17 protein-coding genes and 1 pseudogene are annotated in these 20991 nt (G+C 61.1%); 12 read left to right on the top strand and 6 right to left on the bottom strand.

Features of this window, described 5'->3' with window-relative positions; translation table 11 throughout:
* Positions 1-26 precede the first annotated feature (26 nt).
* Positions 27-200 (bottom strand): DUF1328 domain-containing protein, encoded by a 174-nt coding sequence (locus AAIH70_RS10155; RefSeq protein WP_132272123.1) that lies wholly within the window; start codon positions 198-200, stop codon positions 27-29.
* A 235-nt stretch (positions 201-435) separates the two neighbouring features.
* On the opposite strand from AAIH70_RS10155, the gene AAIH70_RS10150 reads away from it, so the two are divergent.
* The 4 genes and pseudogenes from AAIH70_RS10150 to AAIH70_RS10135 all read left to right on the top strand — a co-directional run bounded on the left by AAIH70_RS10150 (position 436) and on the right by AAIH70_RS10135 (position 6039).
* A complete protein-coding gene (locus AAIH70_RS10150) occupies positions 436-675 on the top strand; it encodes a hypothetical protein (RefSeq protein WP_132272122.1) in 240 nt (79 codons plus the stop codon).
* 438 nt (positions 676-1113) lie between these two features.
* Positions 1114-2439: a TolC family outer membrane protein gene (locus AAIH70_RS10145; protein ID WP_245519038.1), complete on the top strand. Its 1326-nt coding sequence runs from the start codon at positions 1114-1116 to the stop codon at positions 2437-2439.
* Positions 2436-4643, top strand: a pseudogene (locus AAIH70_RS10140) (type I secretion system permease/ATPase); the annotation flags it as partial. The gene AAIH70_RS10145 and the pseudogene AAIH70_RS10140, both read left to right, overlap by 4 nt.
* A 172-nt stretch (positions 4644-4815) precedes the next feature.
* Positions 4816-6039, top strand: coding sequence for an HlyD family efflux transporter periplasmic adaptor subunit (locus AAIH70_RS10135; RefSeq protein WP_132272120.1), 1224 nt, complete (start codon positions 4816-4818; stop codon positions 6037-6039).
* Between the two features lie 16 nt (positions 6040-6055).
* Here AAIH70_RS10135 and AAIH70_RS10130 read toward each other — a convergent pair whose 3' ends face one another.
* The 3 genes from AAIH70_RS10130 to AAIH70_RS10120 all read right to left on the bottom strand — a co-directional run bounded on the left by AAIH70_RS10130 (position 6056) and on the right by AAIH70_RS10120 (position 9103).
* On the bottom strand, positions 6056-7807 hold the full coding sequence (locus tag AAIH70_RS10130) for a hypothetical protein (RefSeq protein ID WP_430033970.1): 1752 nt from the start codon (positions 7805-7807) through the stop codon (positions 6056-6058).
* Positions 7804-8505: an EAL domain-containing protein gene (locus AAIH70_RS10125; RefSeq protein ID WP_430033968.1), complete on the bottom strand. Its 702-nt coding sequence runs from the start codon at positions 8503-8505 to the stop codon at positions 7804-7806. Before AAIH70_RS10125 ends, AAIH70_RS10130 begins: the two co-directional genes overlap by 4 nt.
* Positions 8506-8860: 355 nt before the next feature.
* Complete coding sequence (locus AAIH70_RS10120) at positions 8861-9103, bottom strand: hypothetical protein (protein WP_132272118.1); 243 nt, start codon at positions 9101-9103, stop codon at positions 8861-8863.
* A 158-nt stretch (positions 9104-9261) separates the two neighbouring features.
* Here AAIH70_RS10120 and AAIH70_RS10115 point away from each other — a divergent pair, with 158 nt between their 5' ends.
* The 8 genes from AAIH70_RS10115 (at position 9262) to AAIH70_RS10080 (ending at position 18250) form a co-directional block, all read left to right on the top strand.
* On the top strand, positions 9262-11043 hold the full coding sequence (locus tag AAIH70_RS10115; RefSeq protein WP_430033966.1) for a putative bifunctional diguanylate cyclase/phosphodiesterase: 1782 nt from the start codon (positions 9262-9264) through the stop codon (positions 11041-11043).
* 143 nt (positions 11044-11186) lie between these two features.
* Positions 11187-12068 carry a dihydrodipicolinate synthase family protein gene (locus AAIH70_RS10110; protein WP_132272117.1) on the top strand — a complete coding sequence of 294 codons (882 nt, stop codon included), beginning with the start codon at positions 11187-11189 and terminating at the stop codon, positions 12066-12068.
* 27 nt (positions 12069-12095) lie between these two features.
* A complete protein-coding gene (locus AAIH70_RS10105; protein ID WP_132272116.1) occupies positions 12096-12770 on the top strand; it encodes a GntR family transcriptional regulator in 675 nt (224 codons plus the stop codon).
* A 68-nt stretch (positions 12771-12838) separates the two neighbouring features.
* Positions 12839-14167, top strand: coding sequence for an ABC transporter substrate-binding protein (locus tag AAIH70_RS10100; protein ID WP_132272115.1), 1329 nt, complete (start codon positions 12839-12841; stop codon positions 14165-14167).
* Positions 14167-15105, top strand: coding sequence for a carbohydrate ABC transporter permease (locus AAIH70_RS10095; RefSeq protein ID WP_132272114.1), 939 nt, complete (start codon positions 14167-14169; stop codon positions 15103-15105). The genes AAIH70_RS10100 and AAIH70_RS10095 overlap by 1 nt, the downstream gene beginning before the upstream one ends.
* Positions 15105-15926, top strand: coding sequence for a carbohydrate ABC transporter permease (locus AAIH70_RS10090; RefSeq protein WP_132272113.1), 822 nt, complete (start codon positions 15105-15107; stop codon positions 15924-15926). Before AAIH70_RS10095 ends, AAIH70_RS10090 begins: the two co-directional genes overlap by 1 nt.
* A gap of 33 nt (positions 15927-15959) precedes the next feature.
* Positions 15960-17018 carry an ABC transporter ATP-binding protein gene (locus tag AAIH70_RS10085; protein ID WP_132272112.1) on the top strand — a complete coding sequence of 353 codons (1059 nt, stop codon included), beginning with the start codon at positions 15960-15962 and terminating at the stop codon, positions 17016-17018.
* Between the two features lie 275 nt (positions 17019-17293).
* Positions 17294-18250, top strand: a complete 957-nt coding sequence (locus tag AAIH70_RS10080; RefSeq protein WP_132272111.1) for a quinone oxidoreductase family protein — start codon at positions 17294-17296, stop codon at positions 18248-18250.
* 119 nt (positions 18251-18369) lie between these two features.
* Here the strand turns inward: AAIH70_RS10080 and AAIH70_RS10075 are convergent, their stop codons facing one another.
* Positions 18370-19413 (bottom strand): ABC transporter ATP-binding protein, encoded by a 1044-nt coding sequence (locus AAIH70_RS10075; protein ID WP_430033962.1) that lies wholly within the window; start codon positions 19411-19413, stop codon positions 18370-18372.
* On the bottom strand, positions 19410-20981 hold the full coding sequence (locus tag AAIH70_RS10070) for an ABC transporter permease (protein ID WP_132272109.1): 1572 nt from the start codon (positions 20979-20981) through the stop codon (positions 19410-19412). Before AAIH70_RS10070 ends, AAIH70_RS10075 begins: the two co-directional genes overlap by 4 nt.
* Positions 20982-20991: the final 10 nt, after the last annotated feature.

Below are 20991 nucleotides of genomic sequence, written 5' to 3'. Positions count from 1 at the left end.
CACGTCGCCACCGAGATCATCCGAGATCAGAAGATCGCGCTGCCGGCCATCAGCGCCAGCACGAGGAAGATCAGGAAGATCACCAGCGCGATGTAGAAGAGCAGCTTGGCGATACCGGCCGTCGCCGCGGAAATCCCCGAAAAACCGAGAAAACCGGAGACGAGGGAGATGACGAGGAAGATGAGAGCCCATTTCAGCATGGATTTCGTCCTTGGTGATCAATGCGCTGACAACGAATAACCCGCCTCCACAGTTCCATCGTGGCGTCTGCCGATCGAAAGAAAAAACAAAGGCAAAACACTGAGCCGCGACCATGGTCGCGCGCTGCCATATGTTTACCGGCCATAAACCACGCCATCGCGCCGGACTTGATCATTCCCCCTCTCAACGAACATAATGCTATACTAATATAAAAAGACTGCAGCGACCTGAGGGATGAAAACGATCGAAAACCACCCCCAAACCATTGCGAAACCGCCGTTATCCCCACCGGACATCTCGCTCGTAGAACGGGCGTTTCTACGCGCCCTGACGATATTGGGATTATCGACGCGCGAACCCGAAGCCGTTCGTCTGGCAGCACTGGCCATCCATCTGTTCCAGACCGGCCTGCATGACGAGGATCTCTTGCGCCGGGCGATCCTCAGCGCCGGCGAACCTCATGATGCGCACTGACGGGCAAACGTCCGGAATCCGACCGTGCATCTCCCCCATGACGTGTCCAGCGTCGCGAATATGACGCTATAAGTGAATTTACAACGAAAGGTAGCCGAAACACTCTCGCACAAGCTTCGAATATTAGTGATAGTTAAGACGCGAATCTGTTCGTTTTGATGGACGGACTGGCAGTGGCGACAATCGGAATGCCTCGATCACGTTCGAAGGCGGGGAAAAACATGAAGCGGCCGGCTTTCCCATCGCCGGTCGAAACGATCCGCGCATGACGCGCGCGACGGAGGGTGAATGTACAGACGGCTCTGGGGAAAGCCGACTGCTCTTGTATTGCTTGGATGTTGGACTTTGACTTCGTGTACGACCCCGACCACGTCCGAGGACGCGGCAAAGGGGGCAAATCTTAACCCGGGCTCCGTTCAACGCGGATCCCTTTCGCCTTTGCAGCAAAAGGAGGAAGCACTGCGCACCTCTCAGGAGCAGAGCCAGTCTCTGCCATCGCCGCAAACAACAGCCGATTATTCGTCACCGCTTTCCGTCAAGAAGGGATCGCTGGAAGAAGCCGTGCTGCGCGCCGTGTCCTGGCATCCGGCGATCACCGCATCGGCCGGACGCGTCAATCAGAGTTCGCAGGAAATCGACGTCGCGCGCGCCGGTTATTATCCAAAGGTCCAAGGCGGCCTCAATTCCGGTTATGGCAACGGTTCCGACGGCGGCTTTCGCCCGCGCGCCACCCTGCAGGTGTCGCAGATGGTCTATGATTTCGGCAAGGTTTCCAATTCCGTCGAGGCGGAAAAGGCCGGCGAAGCCGTCAGCCGCGCCCGGATGCTGGAAAGCATCGATACCATTGTGCGCGATACCACATATGCCGTCATCGAAGTGCAGCGTTACCGCGCCATGATGAAGGTCGCGAAAGACCAGCTTGCCGGCGTCGGCGAGATCGCAAAACTCGTCACCCAGCGCACCGATAGCGGCGCCAGCACCAGATCGGACAAGGTGCAGGCAGAGGCCCGCGTGCAGGCGGCCCAGTCGCAGGTCATGGAAGTTTCGTCCAGCCTCAGCCGCTGGGAAAGCACGCTTTCGGCGCTTGCCGGTGTCAGCGGCCGTGTTGCCCTGTCCTCCGGGCGCTCGCCGACCCTATCCAAAGCCTGCGAGGTGCTGGAACCGGACTGGCAACAGGTGCCGACGCTGTTGCAGGCCGAAGCCGGCAAACGCGAGGCGGCAGCAAAACTGGCTCTCAGCCGCTCGGAAATCTTTCCGACGATCCAGCTTCAGGCGGATGGCAGTTACGATATGGCCGGCTCCTCCAGCTATTCGCGCGTCGACAATCCCGATTTCACCGTTGGCCTCAATCTCGTCGGCAATCTTTATGAAGGCGGCGCCAGCGCTGCCCGTCGCGATGCCGCTGATTATGCGTTGAAGGCAGCCGAAGCCGAAATGCAGGCAGCCCGGTTCGAGACCGGCCGCAGCCTCAACGAGGCGCGCGGCCAAGTGACGGGCCTCAAACAGCTGCTCGCTTCGCTTGCCTCACGCAACGGCATGATGATCGAGACCCGCGACCTCTACCGCGAGCAATATGTGCAGCTCGGCACCCGCACCCTGCTCGATCTTCTCAACGCCGAACAGGAACTGCACGCCGCCCGCTTCGATGCCGTCAATACCGAACATGACCTGAGAAAGCTGGATGCCGATTGCCTCTTCAACTCCGGCATGGCGCGCAAGGCCTTTCGTCTGAACGGAACCGTGGTTCGTGGAGTGAGTTTGTGAGAAATACGCAGGCATCGCCACAGCATTCCGATGCTCCGGCGGAAAAAGTCGCAGACGGACGGGAGGCTGACGCGCTGAAATCGCTGGGCAGCCTGCATTTCGAACCTTGGCTCGAAGCCCTGCAGCACGTCGCCCAGCATTACCGTATGCCCACATCCGTCGAACGCGTTCGCCACGCCGCCGAATGGGACGAACTCAGCGACGAGCCGGAAATGATCCGCAGCATCGCCCGCCAGATGGGCCTGCAGGTCAAGTTCGGCAATGCCGGCTCGACCGGGCTTTCAAGCTGGAACCTGCCGGTCGTGCTGCAGCTTTCCGATGGCAGGATCGGCGTCCTGACGGCACTCGGCAAGGAGTTCGCAAGCTTTGCCTTCAGTGGTGATCGCGGGCTGGAAACCCCGGTTCCGCTGGAAACACTGAAGGACAATGTCGACAGGCTGCTCATTCCGCGTCCGGCCCGCGCCGTGCCCGACCAGCGTGTCGATGCCTATATCAAACCCTACCAGAAGAATTGGCTGCGCCGCATCGTTCTGCGTGACCTGCGGCCTTATGGCCATGTGATGCTGGCATCCTTCGTCGCCAACGTTCTGGGCATGACCGGCATCCTGTTTTCCATGCAGGTCTATGACCGCGTCGTGCCGGCGCAATCCTATCCGACACTGTACGTGCTGTTCAGCGGCGTCATGCTTGCCATTGGCTTCGATTTCCTCATGCGTCGCCTGCGAACGGGCGTTGTCGATCTGCTCGGCAAACGCGCCGACCTGCGCATGTCGGACACTGTTTTCGGCCATGCCCTGCGGGTCAAGAACAGCGCCCGCCCCGCCTCCACCGGCACGTTCATCGCGCAGTTGCGTGATCTCGAACAGGTGCGAGAGCTTTTGACCTCCACCACGGTCACTGCCGTTGCCGATCTGCCCTTCGTGCTGCTTTTCCTTGTTCTGTTCTGGTTTATCGGCGGCATCATCGTGCTGGTGCCGATCGCTGCAATCTTCGCCATGCTCATTCCCGGCATTCTTGCGCAGCGAAAGATCCGCATCCATGCCAGCGAAGCCATGCGCGAAGCCTCTCTTCGCAACGCCATGCTGGTCGAGGCCGTACAGGGTATCGAGGATATAAAGACACTGCAGGCGGAAGAGCGTTTCCAGCAGCAATGGAACCACTTCAACCTCGTCACCGGCGAGGCACAGATCCGCTCGCGCGATATCGCCAACACGCTCAACACCTGGACCGGCAGCGTCCAGACCGGCGTTTATGCGGTGATCATCTTTGTCGGCGCACCGATGGTGATCGCCGGCGACATGACGACCGGCGCGCTTGTCGGCGCATCCATGCTCGGCTCGCGGATGATCGCGCCGATGGCGCAGATCGCCCAGGTGTTGACCCGCCTGCAGCATGCCAAGGTGGCAATGCACAGCCTCAACGAGCTGATGCGCCTGCCGGTCGATCACCCGGATGAAGAATCGCGTGTGCATCTCACCCGCATTCGTGGCGATTATCGCCTCAAGTCGGCCGTTTTCCGTTACAGCCCGGAAGCCGGCGTCCCTGCCCTTTCGGTGCGGGATCTGTCCATCCGGCCGGGCGAGCATATCGCCGTGCTCGGCAAGAACGGCGCCGGCAAATCCACGCTTCTGCAAGCGCTTTCCGGCCTGCTCGAAGCCTCTGCCGGCCAAGTGCTGCTCGAATCCGTATCGCTGCCGCAGATCGACCCTGCCGACGTGCGCCGCGATGTCGGCCTGCTCACCCAGAACTCGCGGCTGTTCTACGGCACGATCCGCGAAAATATCACGCTCGGCGCACCACACGCCTCGGCCGACGAGATACTCGGCGCACTGAACATGGTTGGCGCCGACGAGTTCATCCGCAAGCTGCCGAAAGGTCTGGAACATGTGCTGCTCGAAGGCGGAATCGGCCTCTCGGGCGGCCAGCGGCAGGCGCTTCTGCTCGCCCGCCTGATCATCCGCCAGCCTTCCGTCATCCTGCTCGATGAACCCACGGCCTCGATCGACGAGGCGACGGAGCGCAATTTCATCCGCCAGTTCGGCGAATGGAGTCATGGCCGCACGGTGGTGATTGCCACCCACCGGATGCGCGTACTGGAAATGGCCGGCCGCATCATCGTCGTCGAAAACGGCGCGATTGCCCTCGACGACAGCAAGGATAACGCCATGCGCCGGCTGGCCGGTACGCCGCCGGTGGCGCAGCCGGCCGTGATCAAACCGGCACAGCCGTCAGCTACGCCTGCTCCGCCGGTCGCCACCATCACGAAAGAGACAGCAGAACTCCAGCAAACGACGGCAGCAAAAGTCGAGCAGGAAGCGACACCGACCGCCGCCAAACCTCAGACGACCAAAACCAGGCGCATGCGAAAGCCACGGCATGAAACATGAAAAACGAGATGGCGTGACCATTCACCGGCATGGCGGTGAAGAGGAACGCTCATGGATCTACGGGGAAGCGGATGATGCCCGCCTCGTCCGCTCCACGCGTATCATCGTGCTGGCCTTCGTGCTCGTCATCGCGGCCGGCGTCTGGGCTTATTTTGCCATGCTCGACGAGGTCTCCAGCGGCACCGGCCGCGTGGTGCCGACCAGCCGCGAACAGGTCATCCAGTCTCTCGAAGGCGGCATTCTCGCGGAACTCAACGTACGTCAGGACATGGTCGTCTGGCCGGGTCAGGTCATTGCCCGCCTCGATCCGACGGTTACGGAATCAGAAGTCGGCGAAAGTGCTGCCAAATACCGCGCGGCCCTTGCAAGCAGCGCCCGCCTGCGTGCGGAGGTCAACCAGACCGCCCTGACCTTCCCGGCGGAACTGGACAGTTTTCCCGACCTCATCCGGGCTGAAACCGATCTCTACAATGCCCGTCGCGAAAGCGTCGAGCAGACGGAGAAATGGATCGCGGAATCGCTCGTCCTGCTGAATGACGAACTGTCGATCAATACCGGCCTGATCGCCATGGGCGCCGCCAGCAATGTCGAGGTTCTGCGGCTGAAACGGCAGGTCGTCGAACTGGAGATGAAAAAGGTCGACACGAAAGCCCAATATGTGGTGCAGGCGCGCGAGGAACTGGCAAAGGCCAGCGCCGAGGTGGAATCGCTCTCCTCGGTCATTCGTGGCCAACGGGATGCGCTCACCCGCCTAACCCTGCGCTCGCCGGTGCGCGGTATCGTCAAGGACATCGAGGTCTCCACCATCGGCGGCGTCATTCCACCCAATGGCAAGCTGATGGCGATCGTGCCGCTCGACGACAAGCTGCTGATCGAAGCCCGTATCGCCCCGCGCGATATTGCCTTCATCCACCCGGATCAGGATGCCAGCGTCAAGATCACCGCTTATGACTATGCCGTCTACGGCGACCTGAAAGGCAAGGTCACCACCATTTCGCCCGATACGATGCGCGATGAGGCCGACCCGGAAGTCTATTATTACCGCGTCTTCATCCAGACCGATGCCGATGCCCTGATCAACGCCACGGGAAAACGTTTTCCCATCGTGCCGGGCATGGTGGCAACGGTCGACATCCATACCGGCGCCAAGACAGTGTTCGATTATCTGGTAAAGCCGTTCAACAAGGCGAGCGAAGCGCTGCGCGAACGGTAAGCCACGGCTGAGCCAATCAGACGCCTTGTCCCGCCGATATGCGCGCTCTGCCATGCGCGACGACGAGATCGTGAAATTCCTCACTGCTGGCGAGATGCCGCAGATAGGCGACATATCCCGACAGGTAATGCTCGACATCGTCAATCCGCACCCGAAAGGCCTGATGGCGGATGAAAAAGGAACCGGCAATGCGCGCCGGGTTGCCGAAGAACATCGCCATTTCCGGCCAGAAAAAGCCGTTGAGCAGATGGCGTGCGCGCGCCTCCAGCGCCCGCTCGAATTTTTCGAGGTCGATACTGCCGAAAAGATGATGCAGATCGGGCATCGCCCGCATGCGCACCAGCATGTCGCGCGCCGCCATCATAATTTCCAGAAGCGTCGGAAAGGTGGTGATACGCTCGGTGAGGAAATCGAGATAACCGGCGACATTCTGCAGGCCGAAACGGAAATAGCGCTCTTCCGGCCGGTAGCGCGTCAACTCGTTGACGCAATAACCCAGCCAATGGTCGTGGTGACGCCAGTGTTCCTCGCGGATGAAATAATCGAATGCCCGCTCGACAATGGCAAGCCAGCGCGGATCTCGCGTCAGGCCGTAAAGCCGCATCAGGCCGAAAGCCGCCTCGCCGTCGTAATAGATCGTGCGGAAAGCCTGCTTGACCTTTAGCCCCGGAAAATCCAGCACATGCACGAAACCGCCCGAGGCCGTGTCCTGCATGGCAGAAATGCCGATCGCCAGCTTCTCCATCAGCTGCCAGTGCCGGCGATCGCCGGTCACCTCGCAATGTTTAACCAGCGCCAGAATGGCCACAGCATTGCCGCCGAGCTTGATTTCGCCGCCGGTATCGACAAGGAAAGCCCCCTCCCGCCCGTCGTCAAGAGTTACGCTGCGGATCATCTGCCCCGTCAGATGCGAGAGCGATCTTTCAATCGCCACCTTAAGTCCGGGATCCCGCGTCACCTCGAACGCCTCGACCATGGAATAGGTCGTGCTGGCATGGCGAAGCGTGTTGTAGGCGGCGATCTGCCGGTCGAAACACGGATGATAGCCATAAACGAAGCGGCCATCGCCACCCACCTGGCGTGCCAGAAAATCCGACCCCGATCGGATCATCCCTTTGACTATTGGAGCATCAAGCGCCCCAACGACGCGTCGCCCGGTTTCCAGACCACGGCTATGCAGGGCATGGAGTTCCTCGCCGTCGCAGAATATTGCGGAGGTGGAAAACACCAGCACCTCGGCATCGTCCGCCGGAAGCGCCGGTTCCGCGCCAAACCGCAGGCGCCCGTAAATGGCCAGATTGTCGGGATTGAACCGGGCGTTCGTAACCGTACTGCCGGCATAAAGCACGGCATTGGCGTTCAACTCCTGCTCCGTGAGCGCATGCCGAAAGTCCGGATCGAAAGCGATGCCATAACGGAAATAGTTGCGCTTGGTATCACCGAGCGCCGATTGAAGCCGCGCCCAGTGGGTCGCCTCCACCGAATCGACCCAATCGACACGCAGCCAGCCGGCGGCTTGGCCCCCGGCCTCACCGGTCAGCCCACGAATCAGATCCGCCCCTTGTCGCCAAACGGCGTCGAATTCGCCGCCGGTGACGTGCACGACACCGGCGCGTTGGTTGCCGTCGGTAAAGGCGAAGAAAAGGCAGAAACGCGGATATGGCTGCGCAAGCGCACGGCATTGCTGCAACACGGCGGGTCGGGCCAGATCGAGCATTCCGGAAAGCGTCAGCCTTGCCTGCCCGTCCTGAACCGCGTCTACCGTCACATCAGCCGCGCCATGATGTCGGCAGCCGGTGTGGGTAACAGGCCGACCGCCGGCCGGGCGAAAAGATAGCCCTGCATCAGCGCAATCCCGATGGATTGCAGCATGCGCGCCTGCGACAGCGTTTCAACACCCTCGGCCACGACGATGATGTCGAGCCGGCTGCAGGCTTCCGCAAGACTTGAGATCAGCGTCTGCTGCATCTCGCAGGTATCGATGCGGTTGATCAGCCCCATGTCGAACTTTACCACATCGGGCTTCAGCTCCATCAAGGTCTGGATGCCATTGTAACCGGCACCGAAATCATCGAGCGCCACCATCATGCCGCGCTTGCGGAACGGCACGATCAGGTCGCGGATCGCGCGAATATCGCCGACCTTTTCCTTCTCGGTGAATTCCAGAAGCAATTGGCGTTCATGCAGACCAAGGCTGCGCGCCACACGGATGGTCTCGCAAATTCCGAATTCGGTATCGAGAACCGCTTCGGGAGAAACATTGAGACTGATCCGCGTATCGTCGAGGCCGATTTCCTTGACCGCTTCCAGCGCCCGCTGGCGGCAAAGGGCTTCAAACAAGTGAAGCGCAGATTGCGGCACCTTGTCGAAGACCGAGGCAGCACCTTCGCCGTCGTGTCCGCGGGCAAGCGCTTCCTGTGCAAAAACGCCACCCGTCATCGTATCCACGATCGGTTGGAACGCCATCGCAAATCGGGGGAGCACTTTTATGATTTCGCTGGACAAGCCAGCTCGCCGCGGAACGGTATCGGAGCGTAGCGGTCTCTGCCCGAAAACGGACGACAAATCCGTATTCAGGTGCGTGGGAACACGAAGGGATAAATGTCGAAATCCGGCTTTATCAGGCACTACCGTTTCTCGTTCTGGGCTTCGTGTGGATGCATCCGCTGCGGGAAAATCAACGCAATGCAAATTCAGTGAGATGATGTAAACACAGCCATAACGTGCAGTCCAGCACAAAAATTGATGACATAGCGCAAAAGACGATATTGCCTCATTTAGCACCAACTAATGCGTCAGCATGGTCAATAAAGCGTAAAAATCAGCCGAAATCACCCACGGCGCCGCGCTTGGCAATGATACGAGGCTCGCCTATTTCGCCGATCGCCGGGAGTGATTCCCGCCGCCATGCCACGGCTCCGGCGTGGCGAGCCCCCAGTATTTCTACGGCATTTACTGCCTCAGCCTCGTCCGTTGCCTGCCTTGGCGTAAAAGCCGGAATGGTCTCGCCGCGCGCATTGCGATCAAAAGCGACGAACATGACGATGTCGTTGGTTCCCGGCATGACAGCCTCCTCAAAATTGCCTGGCATCCCTTTTCCAACCGCGAACGCCCGCAGGATGTTCCGCAGAGACGGAAAACCGAGTGATAGAAAGATTTTGCCGATACAAACACTACGTTAATAAGCAAGCCCTACTATATTCTCGAAATTCGAGGACAGCAGTGGCAAAATCTCCATCGACAACGCGCGAGTATCGCGATCTCTTCCGCAGGCTTGAACTTGCGCTCGACGCATCTCAGATGGGCGTCTGGGAGCACAATCTCGCACGCGACGAACTGCTATGGGATGCCCAGATGCACCGGATATATCGCACCGGGCGCACCGAAAGACGGGTCTCTGCAGACGCATGGCAGAATGCCATTCATCCCGATGACATGCTGCGCGCCAACGCCGATTTCGACAAAGCCATAGCCAGCCACGGACATTATGACTCGCAGTTCCGCATCGTGCTGCCCGGCGGCGAGGTCCGGCACCTGCGATCACGCGGCCATTATTACCTCACCGACGAAGGCGAACCCTCGGTGATCGGCGCTGAATGGGATGTGACCGACGATGTCGTGCTACACCACGCGCTGCAAAGCCAGAAGGTGCAGTTGGAAGAGCGCGCCCGCGAACTCGCCGACAGCTATGCCGAGATCGAACACGCAGCCCAGCATGATTATCTGACCGGCCTGCCAAATCGGAATTTCTTTGACGCCCGACTGCGCGCCTTGCAGGCAGACGGCCGCTATCGGTCGCTTGCCGTGCTGCATCTGGACCTCGACCGTTTCAAGCAGATCAACGACAGCCACGGCCATGGTGCCGGCGACCACGTGTTGCGCGTGGCATCGTCACGCATCATCGGTGCCGCGCCTGCCAATGCCGTGGCGGCCCGCACCGGCGGTGATGAATTCGTCATCGTGCTGACCGATTTCGCCACGACGCAGGAGCTTGAGCAGATCGCAAGACGCATGCAGAAGGCACTTGGAGAGCCAATTACCTTTGGCAACGACATCTTGCGTTCGGGCGTCTCGATCGGCATCGGCTATACGCTGGACGCCCGCCCCGGCGCCAACCTTCTCACCGAATCCGATGTTGCACTTTATCAGGCGAAACGGCTCGGCCGAAACCGCATCGCGTTTTTTGATCCCGCTCTCAAGGACGAACTTCTGGCCCGGCGCACCTTGGCCGCAGAGCTTCAGGGCGGGCTGGAGCGGCGGGAAGTCGTGCCGCATTATCAAGTCCAGATCGATGCCCGAACCGGTGCCATCACCGGACTGGAAGCGCTGGTGCGTTGGAACCATCCGACACGCGGTCTATTGTCACCTTTCGAATTCCTGCCCATTGCGCAGGAGGCGGGTCTTGCCAACAGCATCGACGCCACTGTTCTCGACCGGGTTCTGGAAGACCGTGAACGCTGGCAGACCGAAGGATTTTCCGTACCACGTATTGCCGTCAACGTATCTGCAACCCGGCTTCACGACGCCGAACTGCTGGCCGAACTGGAGCGGCGACGTGCGGATTTCCACGGCATCGCGTTCGAACTGGTCGAAACCATCTTCCTCGACGAATCCTCCGACGAGATCCTCGACCGTATCCGGGCGTTGCGTACGCTCGGCATCGATATCGAAATCGACGATTTCGGCTCCGGCCACGCCTCCCTGCTCGGCCTTGTGAAAATCCGCCCGGATCGGCTGAAGATCGACCGCAATCTCGTCAAGGACGTCGTCGTTTCCGTCGAACAGCGCCGTATCCTGAAATCGATCATCCAGATCGCGCAGGCGCTGAAAGTCGGCGTCATCGCCGAGGGTATCGAAACCAAACAACACGCCGAGGCCCTGCGCCGCCTCGGCTGTGACGTTTTCCAGGGCTATCATTTCGGCCGACCCGAACCCGCCGAGATGGTGGCAAGACGCCTGTCGCCGCAACAGACGGACACGGAAAAGTCGGCCGGGCGCCGATAACTCGGCACAGACGCACCCCAGAAGATCGAGCCTTCCAGCGCCGCAAGGCCTTCGCCGAGGGTCTCCGACGCCTCTCGCAACTCATCAGTTGACAACTGACATGTTAGTCACCTACCACTAAGAAATCAGTGGAGGAGACACTCATGAGCCGCTTCGGTCTTTCCGTCGCTTTGACAACCCCTTTTGACGAAAACGGTGACATCGTGCTCGACATGATGATCGCCCAGGCCAAGCGCAGTCTTGCCGCCGGCTGCACCAGCTGCACCCTGTTCGGCACCACAGGCGAAGGTTCTTCAATCGGCACGAAGGAACGCGAGCGCGCGCTTTCGGCGATCCTTAGCGCCGGCGTGGCGCCTGAGCAGATCGTCGTCGGCGTGCTGGTGGATTCGGCAGAAGACGCAGCCGAGCAGGCCGGACAGGCGCTCGACCGCGGCGTGCGCAACATCCTTCTCGCCCCGCCCTCCTATTTCAAGAATGTCAGCGACGAAGGCCTGTTCCGCTGGTTCTCGCGGGTGTTCTCGTTGCTTGGCAGCAAGGCCCGCGACATCCTCGTCTACAACATCCCATCCGTCACCATGGTAACGTTGAGCGTGCCGCTGGTGGCGCGGCTGCGCGAGGCGTTTCCGGGCATCGTCACGGGCGTCAAGGATTCGGGCGGCGACTGGCCGCACACACAGGCGCTCTTGAAGGATCATTCAGACCTGATCATCCTGATCGGCGACGAACGCCATCTGGCTCAGGGTGTGCGCTTGGGCGGACAAGGCGCCATTTCCGGCGTTGCCAATTTCGCCGCACCGGAAGTTGCCGCCATGGCCAATGAAGGCCGTGAGGACGCCCGTGTCGTGGAACTCGTGGTGGAACTCCTGAAACATCCGGTCACGCCCGCCGTAAAGGCCATGGTGGCGCGCGAACTTGGCGATGAAAAGTGGCTTGCGGTGCGTGCGCCCCTGCTTTCTATATCGACCGACGTTCAAAAACAGCTCGGCAATGTCTTCGACGGACTTTTTCGCACCAAGGCGGCCTGAGCAGAAACAAGGAAAACCGGAACAGCAATGGCCACGCGGCATGACGACCAGCAGGTTGAAGAACCCACGCTTCGGGAAAAGGCTTACGAGAGCTTTACCCGGCACCTGCTGGCGCGTGACGTTCGGCCTGGCCAGTTCGTGTCGCAGCGCCGGCTTGTCGAACTGACCGGCCTGCCGCTCGGTGCCATCCGTGAACTGATCCCGCGGTTGGAGGCCGAGGGACTGATCAAGACGGTGCCGCAGCGAGGATTGCAGATCGCCCATATCGATCTGCATCTGATCCGGGAAGCCTTTCAGCTGCGCCTGTTTCTGGAGAAGGAGGCGGTCGCGCTGTTCGTGGCTTCGGCATCCGACGAACTGGTCGGCAGGATGATCGCCAAGCACCGCGAGCTTGCCGCAGCCGTTGCTGCCGGAAACGAGACGCCGGAACTGGAGGCGGAAGCGCAGGCGGTCGATTGGGGCATGCATGACGCTTTCATCGATGCGCTCGGCAACCGCATCATCTCGAATGTCTACCGCGTCAACTCGATCAAGATGCGGCTGATCAACCAGGAACGCTTTCGCATCAACGGCCGCGTCGCCTCGGTCATGGGCGAGCATATGACCGTTCTGGAAGCCATCGAGCGTCGTTCCGCCGAGGATGCGGTCGCAGCACTCGTCAAGCATATCGGACATGCGAGGGACCGCGCCCTCAGGATCTAGGACAAGCAGAATTTCAACGTTCATGAGCCGGGATGAGGAGATCCCGGTAAACCTTGGAGGAGGACATCATGACATCATCACTCTGGACCCCGACCCGCCGCAATTTTCTGGCAGGTTCCGCAGCGCTTAGTGCCGCAGGCCTTGTCGGCGCCCGCCCGGCATCTGCCGCAGTCGACTGGAAACGCTTTGCCGGCACAACGCTGGAAGTGAACCTCGTCAAAAGCCCGCGCGGCGAAATTCTCTTGAAATACCTGAAGGATTTCGAGGCGCTGACCGGCATCAAGGTCAACGCCGAAGCCACGCCCGAACAGCAGCAGCGCCAGAAGACCACGATCGAACTGTCATCCGGCCGCCCCAGCTTCGACGTCGTGCACCTGAGCTACCATGTGCAGAAACGCCAGTATGAAAAGGGCAAATGGCTGGCCGACCTTTCCGGTTTCTTCAAGGATCCGAGCCTCACCGACCCATCCATGGTCGAGGGCGACTTTGCCGAAGCCGGGCTGAAATTCGCCAAGGATGCCGATGGCACTTTGCGCTCCCTGCCCTTCTCCGTCGATTACTGGATCGTCTACTGGAACAAGGAACTGTTCGACGCCAAGGGCCTGAAATATCCGCAGAGTTTCGAGGAACTTGTTTCCACGGCGGAAGCACTGACGGACAAATCCACCAATACGTTCGGTTTCGTCGCGCGTGGGCTAAAAAATGCCAACACGCCGGTCTGGACCTCGCTGATGCTGGGTTACGGTGCGACCCCGATCGTCGATGGCAAGATCGCCAGCGATAGCAAGGAAGCCGTCGAAGCCGCAAAAATGTACCAGACGCTGATGACCAAGGCCGCCCCGGTCGGTGTCTCCGGCTTCAACTGGGCCGAGGCACAATCCGCCTTCCTGCAGGGCAAGGTCGGCATGTGGTTCGATGGCGTCGGTTTTGCCCCGCCGATCGAAAACCCGGAAAAATCCCGCGTCGTCGGCAAGACCGGCTACAGCGTCATCCCGAAGGGTCCGGCAGCGCAGGCCGCCGGCACGTTCGGCGATGGCCTCGGCGTCACCGCCGCCAGCACCAAGAAGGAAGCCGCCTACCTCTTCTGCCAATGGGCGATCTCCCATGAAATGGGGGCGCATCTGCTGCAGGCCGGCGCCGGCGTGCCGTATCGTCAGTCGATCCTCGACGACGCCAAGGTGCGCGAAGGCGTCACCATGCCGGGAGAATGGGTGGATGCCGTGGTTGCCTCCGGCAAGGTTTCGCAGCTGGCGCTGCCGGTCATCATCCCCGTCACCGAGTTCCGCGACATCTATGGCGTGGCGCTCACCAACATGATCGGCGGCGCAGATCCGGCAGCCGAGCTGAAAAAGGCCGGCGAACAGTTCGCACCGGTTCTGGCACGCAGCGAGGGATAATGGCTTCCGTGACCGTTGATACGACCGCGGCAGACGCCGTGACAGAAAAAGGGGTGAAGCCGCCAAGGCTTGCCCCCAATTACTGGCCCTTCGTCGTCCCGGCCCTGGTGGTCATCGGCGCAGTCATCGTTTTTCCCTGGGTGTTCACCCTCTGGATGAGCGTCAATTCCTGGACCTTGGGACAGGAGCAGACCTTCATCGGGCTGGACAACTATGTCCGGCTCGCGGGCGACATGCGGTTCTGGGAAAGCATGTGGCATACGGCGATCTACACCGTTCTATCGGTCGTGGCGCCGCTGTTTCTCGGAACGCTTGCCGCCCTCGTTTTCGACGGCCAGTTCCCGCTGCGCGGTTTTTTGCGCGGCGTGTTCGTCATGCCGATGATGGCGACCCCGGTCGCCATCGCGCTGGTCTGGACGATGATGTTCCACCCGCAGCTCGGCGTTCTCAACTATCTTCTGTCGCTGGTCGGCATCGGCGCGCAGGAATGGATCTATAACCAGTCGACGGTCATCCCGTCTCTGGTTCTGGTCGAGACCTGGCAATGGACACCGCTGATCATGCTGATCGTGCTCGGCGGTCTCGCCGCGGTTCCACGCGAACCTTACGAAAGTGCCGAAATCGACGGCGCCAATGCCTGGCAGAAGTTTCGGTACCTGACACTGCCGATGATCGCGCCCTTCCTGATGATCGCCGTCATCATTCGCTCCATCGATGCGGTCAAAAGCTTCGACATCATCTACGCGATGACGCAAGGGGGGCCCGGCACGGCGTCGGAAACCATCAACATCTACCTCTACAACACCGCCTTTGCCTATTACGACATCGGTTACGGATCGGCCATGGCCGTCGTGTTCTTCGTCGTCATCGTGGCGCTGTCCTTCGTGCTGATGATGGTTCGCGCCCGCACCAACTGGTCCGACATGGAGGACCGCTGATGACCTATCGTGTATGGAACCGTATCGGCCTGTTCTTCGCCGCTTTCATCATGATCTCGCCTGTCATCCTGTTCTTCATCTGGATGATCTCGCTATCGCTGAAATTCGAGATCGACAACGGCGCCTATCCGCCAATCCTGATCCCCGAACGCGTCGCCTGGTCGAATTACGCAAAGGTCTTCGAGGAGAACAACTTTCTTCTCTATTTCTGGAATTCGGTCCTCGTCACCGGAGCCGCCACGCTGCTCGCGTTGATCATCGGTGTGCCGGCCGGCTACGGCATCGCGCGGCTGAAGGCGGAGCGCGCCGCGATGGTCATCATGATCGCCCGCATGACGCCCGGCCTATCCTTCCTCATTCCGCTATTCCTGCTGTTCCAATGGATGAACCTGCTCGGGACGCTGCTGCCGCAGATCATCATCCATCTCGTCGTCACCGTGCCGATCGTCGTGTGGATCATGATAGGTTATTTCGAGACGACACCAAAGGAACTGGAAGAAGCCGCCAGCATAGACGGCGCCACCTCTTGGCAGGTTTTTCGCCTCGTGGCGCTGCCGATCGCCAAACCCGGCATCGTCGTCGCCTTCATCCTGGCGGTGATCTTCTCGTGGAACAATTTTGTCTTCGGCATCGTGCTCGCCAGCCGCGAGACCCGCACGCTACCGGTCGCCGTCTACAACATGCTGTCCTTCGAACAGGTCAGCTGGGGGCCGCTCGCCGCCGCCGCATTGATCGTCACCCTGCCGGTTCTGGTGCTGACCATGTTCGCACAGAAACAGATCGTCGCGGGCCTCACCGCCGGCGCGGTCAAGGGCGGCTGAAAACTCAATTGGAAATCGGGAGGATTTTCACCCATGGCTACAGTCAACATCCAGAACATCGAAAAGCGTTTTGGCGCCGTCGAAGTCATCAACGGTCTTAGCGTCGATATTGCCGATGGCGAATTCGTCGTCCTCGTTGGCCCATCCGGCTGCGGAAAATCCACGCTGCTGCGTATGGTCGCCGGTCTTGAGGAAATCTCGGGTGGTGCCATCCGCATCGGCCCGCGCGAGGTCTCGCACCTGCCGGCCCGCGACCGCGACATCGCCATGGTGTTTCAGAACTATGCGCTCTATCCGCACATGACGGTGGCCGACAACATGGCCTTCGCCTTGAAACTCAAGAAGGCCGATGCCACCGAGACCCGCCGCAAGGTGGAAAGCGCCGCCGCCATTCTCGGCCTCGAAAAACTGCTCGACCGTTACCCCCGTCAGCTTTCCGGCGGCCAGCGCCAGCGCGTCGCCATGGGCCGCGCGCTGGTGCGCGATCCGCAGGTGTTTCTGTTCGACGAACCGCTCTCCAACCTCGACGCCAAACTGCGCGTGCAGATGCGCGCCGAAATCAAGGCACTGCATCAGCGTATCGGCACGACGATCATCTACGTAACCCACGACCAGATCGAGGCGATGACCATGGCCGACAAGATCGTCGTGCTGCAGGATGGCCGTATCGAACAGGTCGGCGCGCCACTCGACCTCTACGACCGCCCCGCCAACCTCTTTGTCGCCGGCTTCATCGGCTCGCCGGCCATGAACTTCATCGATGGCAAGATCGAGGAAGGCGTGTTCCGCAGCGACAAGGGCCTCGTCCTGCCACTGCCGCCCGGCGCTGACACCGCCAAACTCGGCGGCCGCAAGCTGGTCTACGGCATCCGCCCGGAACATATCCGCGCCGATGCAAACGGCATTGCCGGCCGCGTCGATATCGTCGAAGGCACCGGCTCGGAAATCTTTGCCCGCGTGCTGAGCCACGACGAGCAGATCTCCTGCCTGTTCCGCGAACGCCTCGACATCCGCTTCGGCGACGATATCGGTGTTACGGTCGATGCCGGCAAGGCGCATCTGTTTGACAAGGCGAGTGGGGCGAGGGTGTGATGCTGGAACGGACAAGGGGCAATTTCCCGTGACCAGCCGCGCGCATTTCGCGCGCGGCCGTCATTGCGAAAGCGCAAAACCCGCTTCCCCCTGAACGCACAGGGGTCTTCCGGGCAGGTCACGAAACAGCATTCCGCTTCGTTTATTGCGCCTTCGCTCCCGTCACGTCTAAAAGTGACTCCACCGCGTGGCTATATGGATGCAGGACGGCCAGCGCCGGGTCTGCAGCATCCGGCTCTCCGTCGAGCATCCCATACGACAGGAGACATGACTTCATGAAAGCGGTAATTTATCACGAACCCGGCCCCCCCGATGTGTTGCACTACGAAGACATTGCCGATCCGGTCCCGGCCGATGACGAGGTTCTCATCAGGGTCGAGGCGATCAGCATCGAAGGTGGTGATCTGGCCGGCCGGCGCGATCTGACGCCGGGGAAAAACGAAGTGCCGGGTTATGCCGCCGCCGGTGAAATCGTCGGGCTCGGAAAGAACGTCACCAACTTTGCCATCGGCCAGAAGGTCACGACCTTCCATTGGAAAGGGTCGCATGCCGCACTGCGGGCAGCCCCGGCCCGTAACACATTTGCCATTCCGGATGGTCTCGACATTGGCGTCGCTTCGACCATTCCGGTCGGTCCCGGTACCGCTGCCTGGGCGCTGCATCTGGCGAAGGCCAAACCCGGTCAGACGGTTCTTGTCCTTGGTGCTGCCGGTGGCGTCGGTCTTGCGACCGTTCAGCTAGCCGCCGGGCTCGGCGCCCGTGTCATCGGCACCGGCACCCGGCCGGAATCGCTGGCACGCATTCGCGAATACGGCCTGAACGACGCAATAGTCGTCGGCGAAAAGACAGCCAGCGAGCAGATCCGAACCCTGCTCGGCGGCAATGAGGTCCATGTCATCATCGATACGATCGGCGGCGACGCCCTGGTCGATGCGCTCGGCGTTTTGAAGGATGGCGGCAATGCCGTGTTGATCGGCGTATTCGGCGGCCGCAACACGATGATCGATGCCGGCGACCTTCTGAAGCATCGAAAGACGGTCATCGGTTGCCTTCTCGGCCCGGAAATGGGCGATGAGGAACCACGCAGGCTGATCACCGAATTGTTCGAAATGGCAAAATCCGGCGATCTGAAAATTCCGATCGACGCCACTTTCCCGCTTACGGAAGCCGCAAAGGCACATCGTCGCGCGGAAGAACGCGGCCGTATCGGCCGTGTATTGATGACGCCCTGATTTTCAGCGGCAAAGGCATCGCGGATTTCGACGCTCGGAAACGATCAGCAGGAACCGCGATGCGCTCAATGTGTATTTGCATCGGGACCAGCGGCAGTTGACGACCAGCCGCCGCGGCCTCACCCCCCGAACACATGCACCTTCCCCGCCACACGCAGCCGCAGCCGATCCCCCTCGCCTAAAATATTCCGGCTCGGCAGGCTCAACCGCATCACAAACGGCTGCGGTCCTTCGGTGGTGATCGTCACATCATAACTCGGCCCACAGAAATCGATCTGCGAAGCAATCCCTGCAACGCCCTCGGCCCCCTCATGGAACGGCAGAACCTCGATCTGCTCCGGCCGCACCATGATTTCCGCTGTGCCCGACCTCGCACCGCCATCGACCGCCACACGGCCCAGCGCACACTCCGCGAAACCATCGGAAATCTCCGCCGGAAGCACGATCGCCTCCCCTAAAAACCGCGCCGTGGCCGTATCCACCGGCCGTGCATAGATGTCGCGTGGGCTGCCCACCTGCGCAAACTTTCCGCCGCGCATCACCGCCACCTGATCGGCGAAGGCCAAGGCTTCTGCCTGATCATGGGTGACGAGAATGGTGGTGATGCCGGCTGCCGCCAGCACCTCCGTCACCGCCCGCCGCGTTTGCGCGCGCAAACCCGTGTCGAGCGCGGAAAACGGCTCGTCCAGCAGCATCAACCGCGGTTTGCGGGCAAGCGCCCGCGCCAGCGCGACGCGCTGCTGCTGGCCGCCGGAAAGCTGTTCCGGCTTGCGCGACAGCATCGAGCGCTCCAGCCCCACCATGTCGATCAGTTCATCGATCAGGGCGTCGCGGCCGGCAAAATTCTTCTCCAGCCCGAAACCGATATTGTCGGACACCGTCAGATGCGGAAACAGGCTGCCATCCTGCGCCACCAGCCCGATGCCGCGTTTATGCGCCGGCACTTGCATCTGTTCATCCGCAAGAAGCACGCCATCCACTGTGATCGAACCACCATCGGGCACATCGAAACCGGCGATCATCCGCAGAAGCGTGGTCTTGCCGCAGCCGGACGGCCCGACGATCGCCGTGCGGCTGCCGGCGGCCACCGTCAGATCGACCCCATCGAGCGCCGCAACGCTGCCAAAATGCCTGCGCAGACCCCGTACCTGCAAAAATGTCATCGGCCTGCGATCTTTCTGGATTGATGATGGAGAAGCCATGTCATCGGCAGTGAAAACACCACCATCAGCAACGCATAAGGCGCGGCACCGGCATAATCGATCTCGCTCGACAGCGCCCAGAAGGCCATGGCGAGCGTGCGCGTGCCGTTCGGTGCCAGCATCTGTGTTGCCGTCAACTCGTTGAGGATACCGAGCGAGGTGAGCGCCATGCCGGCCGCAGCCCCCGGCGCCGCCAGTCGCACCGTGGTCGCCATCAGCGCCCGCGCCGGTGAGCGCCCGAGGCTGGCGGCTGCCTGTTCCAGCTCCACCGGCACCTGCGCGATGCTGGTTCTAAGGCTCACCAGCGCGCGCGGCAGGAACATGATGACATAGGCGAGCGTGATCGTCGCAACGGTCTGGTAAAGCGGCAGCGCCACCCGCACCGTCACGGTTACCAGCGCCAAGGCCACCACGACGCCCGGCATCGCACTCGCCAGATAATAACAGCTCTCCACCAGCCGGCTGGATCTGACCGGCCGGCGTACCGAAAGCCAGGCGATGGGCAACGCCGCCAGCACCGTGAAAAACCCGCCGATCACGCAGATCGTCAGCGTCTGCAAAAGCGCCAGCCCGATCTCGTCCATCCGCCAGATTGTTGCGCCGCCGGCAATCAGCCAGCGTGAGAGCGTATAGGCCGGAATGCCGAGCGCAAAGGCCGCGGTCAGCGCCGGCAGAGCCATCACCGCATAACGCCAGCGTCCCAGCCGCACCACGCCCGCCACCCGCGCCACGCCGGAGCCCAGCCGGGCATAACGGCTGCGTCCACGCAAAATAGCTTCGAACCCGATCAGCGCAAAACAGCACAGAACGAGCACCAGTGCCAGCATATGCGCGGCGACACCGTTATAGGTCGACTGGAACTGCTCAACGATCGCCGTCGTAAACGTGTCGAAGCGGATCATCGCAAACAACCCGTATTCGGCCAGTAGATGCAGACCCACCAGCAGCGCGCCGCCGCACAGCGAAAGCCGCAATTGCGGCAAAACCACCCGACGAAACACGCCAAGTGGCGAAAGCCCCAGTGATGACGCCTGATCCTCCAGCGCCGGATCGAGCAGGCGAAGCGCTGCGGCAACGGGCAGGTAGAGAAGAGGGAAATAGGCGGTGACGGAAATCGCCACGCCGGCGGGCAGGCCATGCAGGCCCGGCCACAGCCCGATCCAGGCATAGGAATGCACGAAGGCCGGCACGGCGAGCGGCGTGATGCACAGCCACGCCCACAGCCGCCTGCCCGGCATGTCGGTTCGCTCGGTCAGAAAAGCAAGCGCCACCGCCAGCACGGCACAGATCGGCACGGTTATCGACACGAGAAGCACGGTGTTGGTGAGTAGCGCGCCGACACGCGGCCGCGCGATCAGCTTATAGGCCATCTCCGGGCCGGTCGCGATGGTCGCCCAGATCACGAAACCGAGCGGCACAAGCGCCAGCAGCGCCACCACGACGGCGATCAAAAACGTCCATGACGACGCACCGAGGCGATGCCTGTGTCGAGCCAGAGGGACTGCGATATCTGAAACGGATGACGTCATGGCCAGCCTG

Source organism: Neorhizobium sp. BT27B (genome assembly GCF_050455485.1).
Lineage (GTDB): Bacteria > Pseudomonadota > Alphaproteobacteria > Rhizobiales > Rhizobiaceae > Neorhizobium.
The sequence above is the reverse complement of the archived record's forward strand: the minus strand, read 5'-3'. Positions and strand labels throughout refer to the sequence as shown.